Genomic DNA, 18,474 nt, shown 5'->3' on the forward strand with positions numbered 1-18,474 from the left:
CCTAGGCAGAACGCTTTCGGCAAGCGCTGTTTTTATCCGTGTGTTGCCTGGTAGATGCGGAAGCCGTCCGCCTCGTCGCGTACCTGGCAGTTGCCCAGTGCCCCTTCGATCAGCGGCTGGTAGCGCAGGAAGCTGTTGGCAACCAGGCGCATTTCGCCACCTTTTCGCAGATGAACGGCCGATTTTTTCAGCAAGTTTTCCGATGCCTGGTAGTTGGTGTGCACCCCGGTGTGGAACGGCGGGTTGCTCAGGATCAGGCTCAGCCCGGTCGGCGCCGCGTCGATGCCATCGCCGCTGATCACTTCGCCTTCCAGACCATTGGCGGCCAGGGTCAGGCGGCTGGCGGCCACGGCGAAGGCATCAACGTCCAGCAGGGTCACCTGGCTTTGCGGATAACGGCGCTTGACCGTGGCGCCCAGCACCCCGGCGCCGCAGCCGAAGTCCAGTACATGGCCGCTCGGCAGGCCATCGAGGTGCTTGAGCAGCAGGGCGGTGCCGCGATCGAGGCGACCATGGCTGAACACACCGGGCAGGCTGACCACCTGCAACGGGCCATCTTCCAGGCTGAGCTCGAAGCGTTCGGCCAGGCTTTCCAGGGGTTTGGCTTCTGGCGCGTGTTCGATGGTCACCTGCCACAGCTGGCAATGTCGGGCACTGTCGAGCTTGCGCGGCTTGCCAAAGGCCTGCAGCTGCTTGGCCGCGCCTTCGATGCCACCGCGTTTTTCGCCGACCAGGTACAGCTCGCGGCCGGCCAGGCGCGAGGCCAGGGCGTTGAGCAGGTAGGCGGCCAGTTCGCGGGACTTGGGCAGGAACAGCACGGCGCTGTCGAACGCCACTTCAGGGGGCTCGACTGCATAGTGGCTGCGGCCGGCGAAGCGGCTTTCGAGCATGGCCTGATCGCCCGCATGCCAGGTCCAGGCCTGGGCCTGGGGCAACTGAGCGAGCAGGCTGTCGGCGGGGGCGCCGGCGAGCAGCAGCGGCCCCTGGAACAGCTCTGCCTGGCGGAGCAACACTTCACTGCGCGGGTCCATGGACGACGCCTCCTGGAAAAAAGTGGCGCAGTGTAGCAGAGCTAGGCGCCGGGCTCAGCTGACCACGCGGCGTGGCTGCCCGGCGAAGAAGGCCTGGGCATTCTCGCTGAGCTGGCCGACGATGCGCTGGCGCGACTCCACCGCACCCCAGGCACTGTGCGGAGTGATGATCAGGCGCGGGATGCCGGGCTCCAGCAGCGGGTTGCCGTTGACCGGCGGCTCCACGCTCAGCACATCGGTAGCGGCGCCGCCCAGGTGGCCACTGCGCAGGGCGTCGGCCAGCGCTTGCTCATCGATCAGGCCGCCACGGGCGGTGTTGACTACCAGCGCGTTGGGCTTGAGCAGGGCCAGCTCGCGGGCGCCGAGCATGTGCCGGGTGTGCTCGTTCAGCGGGCAGTGCAGGGTCAGGGCGTCGACTTGCGGCAGCAGCTCGTCCAGTGGCAGCCGGTCGGCGCGATCCGGGCGGCCGGGGATCTGCCCGCTGAGCACGCGCATGCCGAAGGCTTCGGCCAGCCGCGCCACCGCGCCGCCCAGTTCACCATGGCCGAGCAAGCCAAGGGTCTTGCCTTCCAGTTCGACGATGGGGAAGTCCAGCAGGCAGAACTGGTTGGCCTTGGCCCACTGGCCGTCGGCTACCGCCTGGTTGTAGTCGCACAGGCGGGTGGCCAGGGCCAGCAGCAGGGCGAGGGTGTGCTGGGCGACGGACGGTGTGCCGTAGCCCTGGCAGTTGCACACGGTGATGCCCTGGGCACGCGCTGCCGCCAGGTCGACATTGTTGGTGCCGGTGGCGGCCACCAGGATCAGCTTCAGTTGCGGGTTGGCGGCCAGGGTCGCGGCGTCGAGCATGACCTTGTTGCTGACCACCGCCACCGCGCCCTGCAGGCGTTCGGCGACTTGCTCCGGGCGGGTGGCGGCGAACAGCTCGAACTCGTCGAACTGCTGCTTCAGGGGCGAGAGGTCGAGATCGCCCAGGTCCAGGGACTGGTGATCGAGAAACACGGCGCGACGCGGGCTGGGCATGAAGTTCTCCGAGGCTGGGCGGGATTTCGGTGTCACGGCCATTCGCGGGTAAACCCGCTCCCACAGATATTGCACAATTGCAGAGGCTGGTGCAGTACCTGTGGGAGCGGGTTTACCCGCGAACAGGCCCTCAGCTTCACCACATGACCTGAAGCTGCCGCCGCAGTGTCTAGCTCAACCTTGCCGCCCGTCAACGCCCGCCACTCATACCTTTGCCACGCAAATCATTCCTTCGGCTGATTTAGCCGTCACATTGGCGAACTACAGTAGTTCCCAGACTTGTCCGGCCCGCTTTTCAGAAAAGGGATACCCATGTTGCAGACCCGCATCATCAAGCCCGCCGAGGGCGCCTACGCCTACCCGCTGCTGATCAAGCGCCTGCTGATGTCCGGCAGCCGCTATGAAAAGACCCGCGAAATCGTCTACCGCGACCAGTTGCGGTTGACCTACCCACAACTCAACGAACGCATCGCGCGCCTGGCCAACGTGCTGACCGAAGCCGGGGTAAAGGCCGGTGACACCGTGGCGGTGATGGACTGGGACAGCCACCGCTACCTGGAATGCATGTTCGCCATCCCGATGATCGGCGCGGTGGTGCACACCATCAACGTGCGCCTGTCGCCCGAGCAGATTCTCTACACCATGAACCACGCCGAAGACCGCGTGGTGCTGGTCAACAGCGACTTCGTCGGCCTGTACCAGGCCATCGCCGGGCAACTGACCACCGTCGACAAGACCCTGTTGCTCACCGATGGCCCGGACAAGACTGCCGAGCTGCCCAACCTGGTCGGCGAGTACGAGCAACTGCTGGCCGCCGCCAGCCCGCGCTACGACTTCCCGGACTTCGACGAGAACTCGGTGGCCACCACCTTCTACACCACCGGCACCACTGGCAACCCCAAGGGGGTGTACTTCACCCACCGGCAACTGGTGCTGCATACCCTGGCCGAAGCCTCGGTGACCGGCAGCATCGACAGCGTGCGCCTGCTGGGCAGCAACGATGTGTACATGCCCATTACCCCGATGTTCCACGTGCATGCCTGGGGCATTCCCTACGCCGCCACCATGCTCGGCATGAAGCAGGTGTACCCGGGGCGCTACGAGCCGGACATGCTGGTCAAGCTGTGGCGCGAAGAGAAGGTCACCTTCTCCCATTGCGTGCCAACCATCCTGCAGATGCTGCTCAACTGCCCGAACGCTCAAGGGCAGGACTTCGGCGGCTGGAAGATCATCATCGGCGGCAGCGCGCTCAACCGCTCGCTGTACCAGGCCGCCCTGGCGCGCGGCATCCAGTTGACCGCCGCGTATGGCATGTCCGAGACCTGCCCGCTGATTTCCGCCGCCCACCTGAACGACGAGCTGCAGGCCGGCAGCGAGGATGAGCGCATCACCTACCGCATCAAGGCCGGCGTGCCGGTACCGCTGGTCGAGGCGGCCATCGTCGACGGCGACGGCAACTTCCTGCCCGCCGACGGTGAAACCCAGGGCGAGCTGGTGCTGCGTGCGCCGTGGCTGACCTTGGGCTACTTCAAGGAGCCGGAAAAGAGCGAGGAGCTGTGGCAGGGTGGCTGGCTGCACACCGGTGATGTCGCCACGCTGGACGGTATGGGCTACATCGACATCCGTGACCGCATCAAGGATGTGATCAAGACCGGTGGCGAGTGGATTTCCTCGCTCGACCTCGAAGACCTGATCAGCCGCCATCCGGCCGTGCGCGAAGTGGCGGTAGTGGGGGTGGCCGACCCGCAGTGGGGCGAGCGCCCGTTTGCCCTGCTGGTGGTGCGCGAAGGCCAGGTCATCGACGCCAAGGCGCTGAAGGAACACCTCAAGCCGTTCGTCGAGCAAGGGCACATCAACAAGTGGGCCATTCCAAGCCAGATCGCCGTTGTTACTGAAATTCCCAAGACCAGTGTCGGCAAGCTCGACAAGAAACGCATCCGCCAGGACATCGTCCAGTGGCAGGCCAGCAACAGCGCGTTCCTTTCCACGCTGTAACCGCCATGCGGGTCGCTTACCGCAGTACGCGATCCGCATGCTAGAGCGGGTGAGCCTTGCCAAACGGCAGAAATACGCCATCCTTTAGCACTGCCAGCGCGCAACCGGGACAACATTACAGCGAGTTGGCAGCACGGAGCGCAAATCACACTTTAGAGGGATCAAGCGCCTGTGCCTTGCTGGCTATAGTCGGGGCCAGGGGATTTTCAGGAATGGGGGAAGGCGACATGCGCAAGCCGTGTCGCCGCGGGCGCAAGCCTGTACACCGGTCGCTCGGGCCGTTCTTGAAAGGACTCACTGCCATAACAAAAAAAGTACATGGAGTAGCGTCGATGAAATCTGCAAACCTGTTCTGGCGCCGGGCCAAGTTGCCCCTGGCCGTCAGCCTTGCTTCCACGCTCGCAAGTCCTGCTTTCGCTGTCAGTTTCAACATTGGTGAAATCGAAGGCCAGTTCGACTCGTCGCTCTCCATCGGCGCCAGCTGGTCGACGGCCAACCCCAACAAGAACCTGATCGGGGTGAACAACGGCGGCAAGGGCCTGTCGCAGACATCCGACGATGGCCACCTGAACTTCAAGAAGGGCGAAACCTTCTCCAAGATCTTCAAGGGCATCCATGACCTGGAGCTCAAGTACGGCGATACCGGCGTGTTCGTTCGTGGCAAGTACTGGTATGACTTCGAACTGAAGGACGAAGGCCGCGAGTTCAAGGACATCAGCGACTCCAACCGCAAGGAAGGCGCCAAATCGTCCGGTGCCGAGCTGCTCGACGCCTTCGTCTACCACAATTACGCCATCGGCGATCAGCCTGGCTCGGTGCGCCTGGGCAAGCAGGTGGTGAGCTGGGGTGAAAGTACCTTCATCGGTGGCGGCATCAACTCGATCAACCCGATCGACGTGTCGGCGTTCCGCCGCCCGGGGGCCGAGATCAAGGAAGGCCTGATTCCGGTCAACATGTTCTACGTTTCGCAGAGCCTGACCGACAACCTGTCGGCCGAGGCCTTCTACCAGATCGAATGGGACCAGACGGTCGTCGACAACTGCGGCACCTTCTTCTCCCAGCCGGACATTATTGCCGACGGCTGTACCGATAATCTGCGCGTGCTCAGTAGCAGCCGCACCCTCAATGCGCTGCCGGCGCAGGCCGTGGGCATACTTGCCGCCAACAACGTCAACTACAACGAAGAGGGCGTGCTGGTAAGACGTGGTGCTGACCGCGATGCCCGTGACAGCGGCCAGTTCGGCGTAGCGTTCCGCTACATGTTCGAGCCGTTGGATACCGAGTTTGGTGCGTACTTCATGAACTACCACAGCCGTGCGCCCATCTTCAGTGCGACCGGCGCCTCCCAAGCCGCGTTCGATTTTGCCAACAGCCTGACGCAAACGCCGTTCACGAGGCTGCGTCCTGTGCTCATTGCAGGCAACTCGCAATACTTCGTCGAGTATCCAGAAGATATTCGCCTGTATGGCCTGAGCTTCTCCACCACGCTACCTACCGGTACCGCCTGGAGCGGCGAGCTTAGCTATCGTCCCAATGCGCCGGTACAGCTGAACACTACCGATATTCTGTTCGCTGGCGTCACACCGCTGGCCGGGTTTGGTAATGCGTCCGTGCTTCAAGGTGCTGCGGGACAGGACCTGCACGGCTATCGTCGCAAGGAAATCACCCAGTTCCAGACCACCTTCACGCACTTCTTCGACCAAGTCATGGGCGCCAGCCGCCTCACGATGGTGGGCGAAGTCGGCGTAACCCACGTCGGTGGCCTGGAAAGTACCAGCAAAGCACGCTATGGTCGCGACCCGGTATACGGCCCTGGGGAACTGCCTGAGGGCATGTGTACTGTGCTCAATCGGAGCACCATCGACGGTTCCGGCCTGGGGAGCTCCACCGCCAACCTGTCGCGCAACTGCAACAGTGACGGTTTCACCACGAGCACTTCCTGGGGCTACCGTGCCCGCGCCATCTGGGACTACAACGACGTCTTCGCCGGGGTCAACCTGAAACCCAGCGTGGCCTGGTCGCATGACGTCTCCGGCTACTCGCCGGGCCCTGGCGCCAACTTCGAGGAAGGCCGCAAGGCCGTTAGCCTGGGCCTCGACGCCGAGTACCAGAACACCTACACGGCAAGCCTGTCGTACACCAACTTCTTCGATGGCAAGTACACCACCGTGGATGACCGCGACTTCGTCGCGCTCAGCTTCGGCGTGAACTTCTAAGCATTCAGATCCAGGACGACACGACATGAACAAGACCAGAAGTCTGCTGCAAGCCGGTGTGCTGGGCCTGTCCCTGCTGGCGACCAGCGTCATGGCTGCAGTATCCGCCGACGAGGCGGCCAAGCTGGGCAGTACCCTGACCCCGATGGGCGCCGAAAAAGCCGGCAACGCCGATGGCTCGATCGGCCCGTGGGAGCCGCTGTCGAAGAGTGCGGGCAGTGCCGACGCCAAGGGCTTCCTGTCCGACCCGTATGGCAGTGAAAAGCCGCTGTTCACCATCACCGCGCAGAACGCCGACCAGTACAAGGACAAGCTTTCGCCGGGCCAGCTGGCCATGCTCAAGCGCTATCCGGAAACCTTCAAGATCCCGGTGTTCAAGACCCATCGCGGTGCCACGGTACCGGCTGATGTATTCGCCGCCATCAAGGAAAACGCCACCAAGACCACCCTGGTGGAAGGCGGCAACGGCTTGAACAACTTCCGCACAGCCGTGCCGTTCCCCATCCCGAAAAGCGGCCTGGAAGTGATCTGGAACCATATCACCCGCTACCGCGGTGGCAGTGTCAGCCGCCTGGTGACCCAGGCCACGCCACAGCAGAACGGCTCCTTCAACCCAGTGTACTTCTCCGACCAGTTCGTCTTCCGCGAGCGCATGAAGGACTACGACCCGAACAACCCAGGCAATATCCTGTTCTACTTCAAGCAGGAAGTGACCGCGCCTGCACGCCTGGCCGGGACCGTGCTGCTGGTGCACGAAACCCTCGACCAGGTGAAGGAACCGCGCAAGGCGTGGATCTACAACGCCGGTCAGCGCCGTGTGCGCCAGGCACCGCAAGTGTCGTACGACGGCCCGGGTACCGCCGCCGACGGTTTGCGCACCTCGGACAACCTGGACATGTTCAACGGTGCGCCAGACCGCTATGACTGGAAGCTGGAAGGCAAGAAGGAGCTGTACATCGCCTCCAACGCCTTCAAGCTCGACGACCCCAAGCTCAAGTATGCCGATATCATCAAGGCCGGCCATATCAATCAGGACCTGACCCGTTACGAGTTGCGTCGCGTGTGGCACGTGGTCGCTACCCTCAAGCCGGGCCAGCGACACATCTATGCCAAGCGTGACTTCTACATCGACGAAGACACCTGGCAGGCCGCGGTGATCGACCAGTACGACGGCCGTGGCCAGCTGTGGCGCGTGTCCGAGGCGCATGCCCAGCCGTACTACAACGTGGAGGTGCCGTGGTACACCCTGGAGGCCATCTACGACCTGCAGTCGGGCCGTTACCTGGCCCTGGGCATGAAGAACGAAGAGAAGCGCGCCTACGACTTCGGCTTCAGCGCCAGCAAGGCTGACTTCCAGCCAGCGGCACTGCGCCAGTCGGGTATTCGCTAGATATCGCGCAACCCCCGAGCGCCCCGGCTTGTCCGGGGCGTTTCATTTTCCTGTACCGGCCTCTTCGCGGGTGAACCCGCTCCCACAAGGATCGCACAGGTTTCAAGTCCAGTGCAGTAACTGTGGGAGCGGGTTCACCCGCGAAGAGGCCGGTACAGCAATAAAGCTGGTGAATACCTCAGCAAACCCCCGTCCCAGCCGCTGTCCATCGGACATGTTGCTTTTTGTCGCAGTCTTTTCCAGGCCAATTGCGCCCATCATCTTCAAATGCGTAGCGTTACCCGCTAGTCTCGCAAGCATCCATACCGCCGTAGTCTTCCAACCAGAACGAGCCGGCCATGACAGATCTGTCCCGTACGCATGGATTCACCAGCCAGGCCCTGGGCCTGCTGGACGGGCGTTTCTTCCGGCCGCCCTTGCCGGACGGCCATGTGCCGCGCCTGCGCCTGTGCCAGCGGCTGCAGGCCGGCCTCGGCGGGCGGCTGTTGCTGGTCAATGCCCCGGCGGGTTTCGGCAAAAGCTCCCTGGCCATCGAATTTTGTGAAGCGCTGCCCGAGCACTGGCGTAGCCTGTGGCTGGGCCTGAGCCAACGGGATGCCGACCCGGGCCGCTTCCTCGAACGCCTGCTCGAAGGCCTGCAGCAGTACTGCCCGGCGTTGGGCGGCCAGGCCATGGGCCTGCTGAAAATGCGCCAGCGCCACCAGCCGTTCGCCTTCGAGGAATGGCTCGACGGCCTGCTCGACGAGCTGGCGCTGTACCTGCAAGCCGATACGCCCTTGTTGCTGGTGCTGGACGACTATCACCTGGCCCAGGGGCCAGTGCTCGACCGTTGCCTGCAGTTCCTCCTCAATCACCTGCCCCCCGGGCTGGTGCTGCTGGTCACCAGCCGCCAGCGCCCGGACTGGCACCTGGCGCGCCTGCGCCTGTCGCGGCAACTGGTCGAACTCAACGAGCAGGACTTGCGCCTGACCGCCGAGGAGTCGCTGGCGGTGATCGGTCGCCAGCCCACCGGCCTGCGTGGCCAGGCCCTGGACAATCTGATCCAGCGCAGTGACGGTTGGGTGGCCGGGTTGCGTTTCTGGCAACTGGCGGCCAGCGAGTCCGCTGACGAGCATGCCTTGCCCCAGGCCTTGCATGGCGGTGAGGGCCTGATCCGCGATTATCTGCTGGAAGAAGTCATCGACATGCTGCCCGCCGACGTGCAGGCCTTCCTGTACGACACGGCCTGCCAGGAACGGTTCTGTGCCCCGTTGTGCGATGCCATACGCGGCCGCCATGACAGTGCCGCGATCCTGCGTTTCCTGCAGGCGCACCAGGTGTTCCTGGTGCCGCTGGACGAGCATGGCCACTGGTTCCGCTATCACCACCTGTTCTCCGACCTGCTGCGCAGCCGCCAGGCCAGCGAGCCGCTGGCCGGCCTGCAGTTGCGCGCCTGCCGCTGGTTCGAAAGCCAAGGCTTGCTGGACGAAGCGGTGGAGCAGGCGCTGCGTGCCGGGCATCTGGATGTCGCCGCCGGCCTGGTGCAGAGCCTGTCCGAGGAACAACTGCTGGCTGAACAGAACGTCGGCATGTTGCTGCGCTGGAAGATGGACCTGCCCGACAGCCTGCTCATCAGCACGCCACGGCTGATCGTGCTGTACAGCTGGGCATTGGGCCTGGCGTGCCAGCTGGATGCGGCCGAGGAGCTGGCGGGTTACCTCAGCCGCTTCCTGCCCGCACCTTCGGCAACCGCGCAAAAGTCCATGCTGGCCCAGTGGCTGGCGCTGAGTGGTGTGATCGCCCGTGGCCGTGGCGACCGCGAGCGTACCCTGGCCTATTGCAGCGAAGCGCTGCAGAGCCTGCCGAGCAAGCGCTATGGCCAACGCCTGGTATGCCTGTCGACGCTGTCCAACCTGGCGATTGCCGATGGCGATTTCTGGCGGGCCCGTGGCTGGAACCGCGAGGCCCTGGAACTGGCCCAGCGTGTCGGCAACCCATTGTTCGAGGCCCTGGCCCATTACGACCGGGCGCGGGTGCTGCATGCCCGTGGCGAGGTGTTGCGCGCGCTGGACGAAGTGCGCCAGGGGCTGCAGCGACTGCAAGGGCTGTCGGCACAGCGCCTGTATGCCGTGCGCGCCCGTCTGACGCTTTACGAAGGCTACCTGCTGGTCTCGCGCCTGCAGCCGGCCCAGGGCCGTGCCCGTTTGCGTGCGGGGCTGGGCGAGGCGCGGGCCTGCCGCGACATCAGCGTGCTCATCGGCCACTGCGTGATCGCTACGCTCGATGGCCGGGAAGGGCACTTTGCCGAAGCCTTTGCCGAACTGGCCGAGGCCGAGCGGTTGATGCACATCTGGGATGTGCCGCCGGTCTACTACCTGGCCATGATCACCCTGGTCAAATGCGAGTTGTGGCTGGCCCAGGGGCGCATTGACCTGGCCGAGTCCTGGCTGCTGCGCCTGGGCCAGACCTATGGTGGCGAGCAACCCGCGGCGGCCCCGGAGTTCCACCCGTTGCTGCCGTTGCACATCGCCTTGCAGCAGGCATTGCTCGAGCGTATCCAGTCGCGCAGCGACGACGCGGCGCAACGCCTGGCCGGCCTGGTCGAGCGCGGCCAGGCCAGTGGCGGCATGATGCTCTGCGTCAGTGCCCTGTGCCAGTGGCTTGGCTTGTTGCTGGGCGAAGGCCGGGAAGGGCAGGCAGCCCAGTTGTTGCCAAGGTTGCTGGAAGCAGCCCATGGCGGCGTGCTGCAACCCTTTCAGCCTTTGCTGGAGCAACACCCGCAGTGGCTTCTTGAACAGTTGCAGGCAGTTGCCGCTTGCCCGGTACAGGCCGAACTGCTCAAGCGCTTGCCGCAAATGCCAAGCGCCAGCACCGGCGAGGCCCTGAGTGGCCGCGAGCTGGCCGTGCTCGAGCTGATTGCCCAGGGTTGTTCCAACCAGCAGATCAGCGAGCGGTTGTTCATTTCCCTGCACACGGTGAAAACCCACGCCAGCCATATCAACAGCAAGCTGGGTGTGGAGCGGCGTACCCAGGCGGTGGCCAAGGCCAAATCCCTGGGGTTGCTGGCATGATTCTGGCCCTGCAGGGCATTGCCCGCTAAAGTAATGGCCCGAGGCCATGGTTCGTGGCCGCCAATGCTCTACCCTCATCTTTCCCGACCAGCTGCCGATACAGCGATCGGTGGCATCGCCTCGCGCGATTTTTCAATTATTCCAAGGCAGGTCGTGTTGATGCTGCAGTACGGGCAAAAGAGCTTTCTGATCGTCGACGACTTTACCGACTTTCGCACGTCGACCCGTTCCATGCTGCGCGAGCTGGGCGTGCGTGACGTGGACACCGCCGACAGCGGCGAGCAGGCGCTGCGCATGTGCGCGCAAAAGCGCTATGACGTCATCCTGCAGGACTTCCACCTGGGCGACGGCAAGAAGAACGGCCAGCAGGTGCTCGAAGACCTGATTCTCGACAAGCACATCAGCCATGAGTGCATATTCATCATGGTCACGGCCGAGAGCAGCCAGGCCATTGTCCTGAGCGCCATCGAGCATGAGCCTGATGCCTACCTGACCAAACCGTTCAACCGGGTTGGCCTGGCCCAGCGCGTCGAGAAACTGTACCAGCGCAAGACCCTGCTCAAGCCGATCCTGCAGGCCCTGGACCGCAATCGCCCGGCCGAAGTGCTGGCGGCCTGCGCCGAGCTGTGCAAGCGTGACCCGCGCCTGGCCCCGCTGTGCCTGCGCTATCGGGCCGATGCCTTGCGCAACCTCAACCGTTTCGAGGAGCTGGAGAAGTTCCTCAAGGCCATCCTGGCCAGCCGCCCGCAGCCGTGGGTGTATTCGGCGTTGGGCAGCCTGATGCACAAGCGTGGCCAGAATGCCCAGGCTCAGGGTGTGTACGAGCAGGCGCTGAAGGCCTTCCCGATCATGCCAGGCCTGTACGATGGCATGGCCGAGGTGCTGGTGGCCCAAGGCGAAACCCGGCGTGCGCAGAACATGCTTGAGGAAGCCGTGCGCCTGTCGCCATTGTCGGTGCGTCGGCAGTCAACGTTGGGCAAGCTGGCGTTGGAAAACGAAGACTTCGAGAGTGCCTCGAAGGCGTTCCGCCATGCGGTAAACCAGGGCCAGAGCTCACGCTACAAGGACCCCGAGAACAACCTGGGCCTGGTGCAGGCGCTGATGAGCAAGAATGCCGGCTTTGGCCTGGATGCGCGCACCCGGGTCGAGATCAACAGTACGCTCAGCGAAGTGGCCAAGGACAACCCCGAGGACCAGGGTCTGCAGGTGCGTGCCCGCATGATGAAGGCCGCCAGCCTGCAGCAGGCCGGCGACCCTGAAACGGCTGCCAAGCTGACCGAACAGGCGATCCAGCGCCTGGACAAGATGAACCAGTTCTTCTCGGTCGATTCGGCCCTGACCGTTGCCGCGCAGCTGCAGGCCATGGGGCAGGAAGCCGCCGCCATCGGCGTGCTGAAGAGCTGTGTGGAAAGTTATGGCGATGACCCCAAGGTCATGGAGAGGGTCGGCAAGCTGACGGACGACCCCAGCGTGCTCAACGCCATCACCGAAGCGGTCACGCTCAATCGCCAGGGGGTGCGCAGTTACCAGGGCGGGCAGCTCGGCGAGGCGTTGCAACTGTTCCGCAAGGCGCTGGGTTTGCAACCGAAGAACATCAGCATCGCCCTCAATACTGCCCAGGCGCTGCTGCGCATCGGCGGTGACAGCCCTCAGCCGGCGATCATGCAGGAGTGTCGCGACGCCCTGAGCAGCGTGGCCGGCATCCCCGCCAGCGACAACCGCTACGACCGCTACCGCAAACTGCACATCCGAGTGTTCGGCGCATGAATCAAGACAATCAGGGGCTGGATTTTTCCACGGTGATCGCCTCCACCGTGCACGACCTGAAGAATTCCCTGTCGGCGCTGATCCAGTCCCACAACCAGTGGGTGCAGCGCTTGCCCGAGGAGCTGCGCGGTGGTGCCGAGCAGGGGGTGATGGAGCATGAGTTTCGCCACCTCAACGGCATGCTGGTGCAGTTGCTGGGGTTGTACAAACTGGGCGTGAACCAGCTGCCGGTGTGCCCGGACTACCACGAACTGGACGACTTCATCGAAGCCCAGCTGGCCGCGCACGAGGAAGTGCTCAAGCACAAGGATATCCTTGCTACCTGGCGCATCGATACCGACAACCCACTGGGCTTCTTCGACCGCGAGCTGGTGGCCTCGGTAATCGCCAACGTGATCACCAACGCCACCCGCTTTGCCGCGCATGCCTTGCTGATCACCATCGAAGAGGCAGACAACCAGCTGGCCATCTGCGTCAACGATGACGGCCCGGGTTATCCACAGCGCATGCTCGAACGCCAGGAGGAATTCATCCAGGGTATCGACTCGACCAGCGGCAGTACCGGCCTGGGCCTGTATTTTGCGGCGCGGATCGCGGCACTGCATGAAAGCGGCGGGGTACGCGGGCGGATCGAGATCTCCAATGGCGGGGCGCTTGGGGGAGGGTTGTTCAGGTTGTTCTTGCCTTAGGATGTGTGGTGCCTTTGAGATCGAGCGCCGCGTGGGCGGCGCTCGATCTCACAGGCGCCACACATCTCAAGGCATGAACCTCGTGCACCCACCCCAATTTCCTGTCAGGCTCTCAGCAGAACTCCAGCTTTGCCATCGAGAACACCATGACCCAAGCCCCGCCTGCGCTCATCCGCGAAACCTTCCCCGTAGGCCCCCTGCAATGCAACTGCACCCTGATCGGCGACCCGCTGACCAGGAAGGCCATCGTCGTCGACCCGGGGGGTGACCCGGACAAGATCCTTGCACGCCTGCAGGCCCACGGCCTGACGCTGGTGAGCATCATCCACACCCACGCGCATTTCGATCACTTCCTCGCCTCGGGCAAGCTCAAGGAACTGACCGGCGCTACGCTGCACTTGCACAAGGATGACCAGGCGCTATGGGACAACCTGGAAATGCAATGCCAGATGTTCGGCGTGCCGTACACCCCGGTACCTGCGCCAGACCGTTGGCTGGGGGATGACGAGGAGCTGGCCTGCGGCTGTGGCGTGGCCCTGCATACGCCAGGCCACACGCCGGGCTCGATGAGCTTCTGGTTTGCCGATGCGAAGCTGCTGATCGCCGGCGATACCCTGTTCCGCCGTGGCATTGGCCGTACCGATCTGTGGGGCGGCGACCAGCGGGCTATCGTACGTTCCATCAAGGAGCGGCTGTACCGGCTGGACGAGGAGGCCATCGTGGTGACCGGCCACGGGCCCGATACCCGCCTGGGCGACGAAATGCGCGAAAACCCCTTCGTGCGTGCCTGATGGCACATGAAGGCACTTTCATGGAATTTTTCGTTGCCGATGCAATCCAAGGCTGGCATAGATCCCGTTATGATCTGCCGCATTCATGAATTCAGTAGGAGCTTGTCCATGTTCACCATGCGTCGTCTGATTATCGTCGCAACCGCCGCTGCCCTGATGACCGGCTGTGCCGGCCAGAACCCTTATGACAGCCAGGGCCAGGCGCAGGGCTCCACGGGGATGAGCAAGACCGCCAAGTACGGCGGCCTGGGCGCGCTGGCCGGTGCTATCGCCGGTGCCGCCATCGACCACAACAACCGTGGCAAGGGTGCACTGATCGGCGCCGCCGCCGTAGGTGCCGCTGCAGCCGGTTATGGCTACTACGCCGACAAGCAGGAAGCCGAGCTGCGCGCACAGATGGCCAACACCGGTGTGGAAGTGCAGCGCCAGGGTGACCAGATCAAGCTGATCATGCCGGGCAACATCACCTTCGCCACCGATTCGGCCAACATCGCGCCAAGCTTCTACTCGCCGCTGAACAACCTGGCCGGCTCGTTCAAGCAGTTCAACCAGAACACCATCGAAGTGGTTGGCTTCACCGACAGCACTGGCAGCCGCCAGCACAACATGGACCTGTCCCAGCGCCGTGCGCAGGCGGTCAGCACCTACCTGACCTCGCAGGGTGTGGATGCCTCGCGTATCTCGGTACGTGGCATGGGCCCGGATCAGCCGATCGCCAGCAACGCTGACGCCAATGGCCGCGCGCAGAACCGTCGTGTGGAAGTGAACCTGAAGCCGATCCCGGGGCAGCAGTATGACCAGCAAGGTCAGGTTCAGCAGTATCCCTGATCGATCAGCGCTCCCACTGGGGCTGCAAGGCAGCCCCTGTTTTTAGCCCGCCACGCTCGCCTGAATCGCCGTCAGGGCAATGGTATGCACGATATCGTCAACCTGCGCCCCGCGCGGCAAGTCGTTCACCGGCTTGCGCAACCCTTGCAGCATCGGCCCCAGGCTGACCCCGTCGGTGCTGCGCTGCACCGCCTTGTGGGTCGTGTTGCCGGTATTCAGGTCCGGGAACACGAACACCGTTGCACGCCCGGCCACCGGGCTGTTCGGCGCCAGTTCTCGTGCAATCGCCGGGTTGGCCGCCGCGTCATACTGCAGTGGCCCGTCGATCAGCAGCTCCTGCGCCGCACCCTGTGCCAGGCGGGTTGCTTCACGCACTTTCCCGACCTCTTCATCGCTGGCCGAATCGCTTGAGTAACTGATCATCGCCACCCGCGGCGCGATGCCGAAGGCCTGCGCAGATTCGGCACTCTGCCGGGCGATCTCGGCCAGTTCGGCAGCGCTCGGGTGCGGGTTCATCACGCAGTCGCCGTACACCAGCACCTGCTCGGGGAACAGCATGAAGAACACCGACGACACCAGGCTTGAGCCCGGTGCGGTCTTGATCAGCTGCAGGGCCGGGCGGATGGTGTTGGCAGTGGAGTGCACCAGGCCCGAGACCAGGCCGTCCACTTCGTCCAGGGCCAGCATCATGGTGCCGATCACCACCGGGTCTTCCAGTTGCTGCTCGGCCATTGGCGCATTGAGGTTCTTGCTCTTGCGCAGCTCGACCATCGGCTCCACATAGCGCCCGCGAATCAGCTCGGGGTCGAGAATCTCCAGGCCCGGCGGCAAGGTGATGCCTTGGGCGCGGGCCACGGCGTCGACATCCTCGGGCTTGGCCAGTAGCACGCAGCGGGCAATGCCGCGGGCCTGGCAGATGGCCGCAGCCTGCACCAGCAGCGGCTCGGCGCCTTCCGGCAGGACGATGCGCTTGTTGGCCTGCTGTGCCCGCTGGATCAGCTGGTAGCGGAACACTGCCGGCGACAGGCGCAGTTCGCGTGGGGTGCCGCAACGCTGATGCAGCCAGGCGGCGTCGAGGTGGCTGGCGACGAAGTCGGTGATGAATTCGGCGCGCTCGCGGTCGTCCACCGGGATTTCGCGGTTCAGCGAATTGAGCTGGTTGGCGGTGTCGTACGAGCCGGTACTGACCGACAGGATCGGCAGGCCGGCCTGCAGGGCACCACGGCACAGACCAAGGATGCGTGCGTCAGGTTTGCTGTCGCTGGTCAGCAGCAGGCCGGCCAGTGGGACGCCGTTGATCGCTGCGAGGCTGACGGCGAGGATGATGTCGTCGCGGTCGCCCGGGGTCACCACCAGCGTGCCCGAGGTGAGCAGTGGCACCGTGTTGGCCACGGTGCGCGCGCAGATGATGATCTTGCTCATGCGCCGCTGCTCGTAGTCACCGGCATTGAGCACCTGGGCACCGAGCAGGTCGGCCACGTCGCGGGTGCGCGGGGCGTTCAGTTCGGGCTGGTAGGGGATGCAGCCGAGCAGGCGGAAGTCGTTGCCGCGCAGCAGTGGCGAGTGCTCGCGCAGGCGGGTGGAAAAGTCCGCCATGCTTTCGTCGGTGCGCACTTTGTTGAGGATGACCCCGAGCACCTTCGGGTCGCGTGGGCCGCCGAACAGCTGGGCCTGCAGTTCGACCCGCCCGGACAGTTCACTGAGCACTTCGTTTTCCGGTGCCGACACCAGGATCACCTCGGCATCCAGGCTCTTGGCCAGGTGCAGGTTGACCCGCGCGGCGTAGCTGGCATGGCGCGTAGGCACCATGCCCTCGACCACCACCACGTCGTTACCGATGCAGGCTTGCTGGTAAAGACGGATGATTTCTTCGAGCAACTCGTCCAGCTGGCCATCGCCAAGCATGCGCTCGACGTGGGCCAGGCTCAGCGGCACGGGGGGCTTGATGCCGTGGGTGCGGGCGACCAGCTCGGTGGAGCGCTCGGGGCCGGTGTCACCCGGGTGGGGCTGGGCGATCGGCTTGAAGAAACCGACCTTCAGGCCGGCGCGCTCCAGGGTGCGCACCAGGCCCAGGCTGATGGAGGTCAGGCCGACACCGAAGTCGGTCGGCGCAATGAAAAATGTCTGCATGCGTGCTTCTCGAAATAAGCGGTGCAAGAAATTAACGGCCAAGGGTAGCGCTATCGGCCCCCTGTGCGCACCAGCCGCAAGCGAAAGGCTGGCCGATGCGCTGCGCGCGCCGGGCCGGGTCGAGCACCCAGGGGCGTGCCTGCCACGGCGGCTGGTGGCGCAGGTGCTGGGTGTGGCCGCAGGACAGTTCGGCCACCCAGTGGCCCTCTTCGTCCTGGTGGAAGCCGGTGATCCGACTGATGGGCCGTTGCTCGTCCGCGGTGCGTTCGCATTCGGGCGATGGCTTGGTTACACTTGTCCGCTCTACATACTTTTGCAAAAGGTCTTGCCCCATGCTGATCGCCGCCAACAAGGCTGTCTCCATCGACTATACCCTGACCAACGACGCCGGGGAGACCATCGACAGCTCCGCTGGCGGTGCACCGCTGGTTTACCTGCACGGTGCCGGCAACATCATCCCGGGCCTGGAAAAAGCCCTGGAAGGCAAGCAGGCCGGTGACGAGCTGAACGTTTCCATCGAGCCGGAAGATGCCTACGGCGAATACCTGGCCGAGCTGGTCAGCACCCTGAACCGCAGCCTGTTCGAAGGCGTCGACGAGCTGGAAGTGGGCATGCAGTTCCACGCTTCGGCACCGGATGGCCAGATGCAGATCGTCACCATCCGCGACATCGACGGCGACGACGTGACTGTTGACGGCAACCACCCGCTGGCCGGTCAGCGCCTGACCTTCCAGGTCAAGGTAGTCAACGTGCGTGACGCCAGCGACGAAGAAATCGCTCACCGCCACATCCACGGTGAAGGTGGCCATCACCACTGATTTTCTGCGCTAAGCTCAGAAAGTCGCCAGGCGCTCGGGCAAGCCGATTTGCCTTCCTACGGGAGGTGGACGGTTTGGACGAGCGCCTTTTTAGTGGGCGGATTTCGCCTGCGCGGCAACCGGGAACCTGAGAGGGGATTCATCATGAGTGCATTTCACGACCTGAAACTGGACGCGTTGAACGGCGGGGAGCTGCCCCTCGCACCGTTCAAGGGCCAAGTGGTGCTGGTGGTCAACGTTGCCTCCAAGTGTGGGCTCACGCCGCAATACAAGGCCCTGGAAAACCTCTACCAGGTTTACAAGGACAAGGGCTTCAACGTGCTTGGCCTGCCGTGCAACCAGTTTGCCGGCCAGGAGCCGGGCAGCGAAAAGGAAATCCGGGAGTTCTGCAGCCTCAACTACGGGGTGAGCTTCCCGCTGGGTGCCAAGCTGGAGGTCAACGGGCCGGGGCGTCACTCGCTGTACCGCCTGCTGGCGGGCGAGGGGGCAGAGTTTCCGGGTGACATTACCTGGAACTTCGAGAAGTTTCTGGTCGGCAAGGACGGGCGGGTGCTGGCGCGTTTCTCGCCGCGCACGGCGCCGGATGATCCGGCGGTGGTGCAGGCTATCGAGAAAGCGTTGGGCTGAGTAGCTGGGGACGTATCAAGGCTGCCAGGTGATTGTCGCAATATGTGCAGCGCCTGTGAAATCGAGCGCCGCCCGCGCGGCGCTTCGCGGGACAAGCCCGCTCCCACATTTGTTGCAACGTG

14 protein-coding genes are annotated in these 18,474 nt (G+C 64.0%); 10 read left to right on the top strand and 4 right to left on the bottom strand.

What is annotated here, in order from left to right:
* Positions 1 to 32: 32 nt before the first annotated feature.
* Both M2S36_RS11135 and M2S36_RS11140 read right to left on the bottom strand, forming a co-directional pair.
* Complete coding sequence (locus M2S36_RS11135) at positions 33 to 1,031, bottom strand: class I SAM-dependent methyltransferase (RefSeq protein ID WP_233693844.1); 999 nt, start codon at positions 1,029 to 1,031, stop codon at positions 33 to 35.
* A 54-nt stretch (positions 1,032 to 1,085) separates the two neighbouring features.
* Entirely contained in the window at positions 1,086 to 2,051 is a 966-nt protein-coding gene (locus M2S36_RS11140) for a 2-hydroxyacid dehydrogenase (RefSeq protein WP_333957170.1), read from the bottom strand.
* A 312-nt stretch (positions 2,052 to 2,363) separates the two neighbouring features.
* Here M2S36_RS11140 and M2S36_RS11145 point away from each other — a divergent pair, with 312 nt between their 5' ends.
* From M2S36_RS11145 to M2S36_RS11180, 8 genes are all read left to right on the top strand, one after another.
* Complete coding sequence (locus tag M2S36_RS11145; RefSeq protein ID WP_233687301.1) at positions 2,364 to 4,046, top strand: fatty acid--CoA ligase; 1,683 nt, start codon at positions 2,364 to 2,366, stop codon at positions 4,044 to 4,046.
* Between the two features lie 332 nt (positions 4,047 to 4,378).
* Positions 4,379 to 6,262 carry a DUF1302 domain-containing protein gene (locus tag M2S36_RS11150; RefSeq protein WP_333957171.1) on the top strand — a complete coding sequence of 628 codons (1,884 nt, stop codon included), beginning with the start codon at positions 4,379 to 4,381 and terminating at the stop codon, positions 6,260 to 6,262.
* A 25-nt stretch (positions 6,263 to 6,287) separates the two neighbouring features.
* Entirely contained in the window at positions 6,288 to 7,652 is a 1,365-nt protein-coding gene (locus M2S36_RS11155) for a DUF1329 domain-containing protein (protein ID WP_233687299.1), read from the top strand.
* A 338-nt stretch (positions 7,653 to 7,990) separates the two neighbouring features.
* Complete coding sequence (locus tag M2S36_RS11160; RefSeq protein ID WP_333957172.1) at positions 7,991 to 10,702, top strand: LuxR C-terminal-related transcriptional regulator; 2,712 nt, start codon at positions 7,991 to 7,993, stop codon at positions 10,700 to 10,702.
* A 159-nt stretch (positions 10,703 to 10,861) separates the two neighbouring features.
* Positions 10,862 to 12,469: a response regulator gene (locus M2S36_RS11165; protein WP_207832464.1), complete on the top strand. Its 1,608-nt coding sequence runs from the start codon at positions 10,862 to 10,864 to the stop codon at positions 12,467 to 12,469.
* Positions 12,466 to 13,158, top strand: a complete 693-nt coding sequence (locus M2S36_RS11170; RefSeq protein WP_063911252.1) for a sensor histidine kinase — start codon at positions 12,466 to 12,468, stop codon at positions 13,156 to 13,158. Before M2S36_RS11165 ends, M2S36_RS11170 begins: the two co-directional genes overlap by 4 nt.
* A gap of 146 nt (positions 13,159 to 13,304) precedes the next feature.
* Entirely contained in the window at positions 13,305 to 13,949 is a 645-nt protein-coding gene (locus M2S36_RS11175) for an MBL fold metallo-hydrolase (RefSeq protein WP_063911253.1), read from the top strand.
* Positions 13,950 to 14,057: 108 nt separating this feature from the next.
* A complete protein-coding gene (locus tag M2S36_RS11180) occupies positions 14,058 to 14,777 on the top strand; it encodes an OmpA family protein (protein WP_087503383.1) in 720 nt (239 codons plus the stop codon).
* A 42-nt stretch (positions 14,778 to 14,819) separates the two neighbouring features.
* On the opposite strand, the gene pta is transcribed toward M2S36_RS11180, so the two are convergent.
* Both pta and M2S36_RS11190 read right to left on the bottom strand, forming a co-directional pair.
* Entirely contained in the window at positions 14,820 to 16,907 is a 2,088-nt protein-coding gene (gene pta / locus M2S36_RS11185) for a phosphate acetyltransferase (RefSeq protein ID WP_207832467.1), read from the bottom strand.
* Positions 16,908 to 16,938: 31 nt separating this feature from the next.
* On the bottom strand, positions 16,939 to 17,241 hold the full coding sequence (locus M2S36_RS11190) for a DUF3565 domain-containing protein (protein WP_233687297.1): 303 nt from the start codon (positions 17,239 to 17,241) through the stop codon (positions 16,939 to 16,941).
* Here M2S36_RS11190 and M2S36_RS11195 point away from each other — a divergent pair.
* Together M2S36_RS11195 and M2S36_RS11200 are read left to right on the top strand one after the other, a co-directional pair.
* Entirely contained in the window at positions 17,240 to 17,725 is a 486-nt protein-coding gene (locus M2S36_RS11195) for an FKBP-type peptidyl-prolyl cis-trans isomerase (RefSeq protein WP_003259610.1), read from the top strand. The genes M2S36_RS11190 and M2S36_RS11195 overlap by 2 nt on opposite strands.
* Positions 17,726 to 17,869: 144 nt before the next feature.
* A complete protein-coding gene (locus tag M2S36_RS11200) occupies positions 17,870 to 18,352 on the top strand; it encodes a glutathione peroxidase (RefSeq protein WP_207832471.1) in 483 nt (160 codons plus the stop codon).
* Positions 18,353 to 18,474 lie beyond the last annotated feature (122 nt).

The organism is Pseudomonas sp. SF2 (genome assembly GCF_036858055.1).
Lineage (GTDB): Bacteria > Pseudomonadota > Gammaproteobacteria > Pseudomonadales > Pseudomonadaceae > Aquipseudomonas.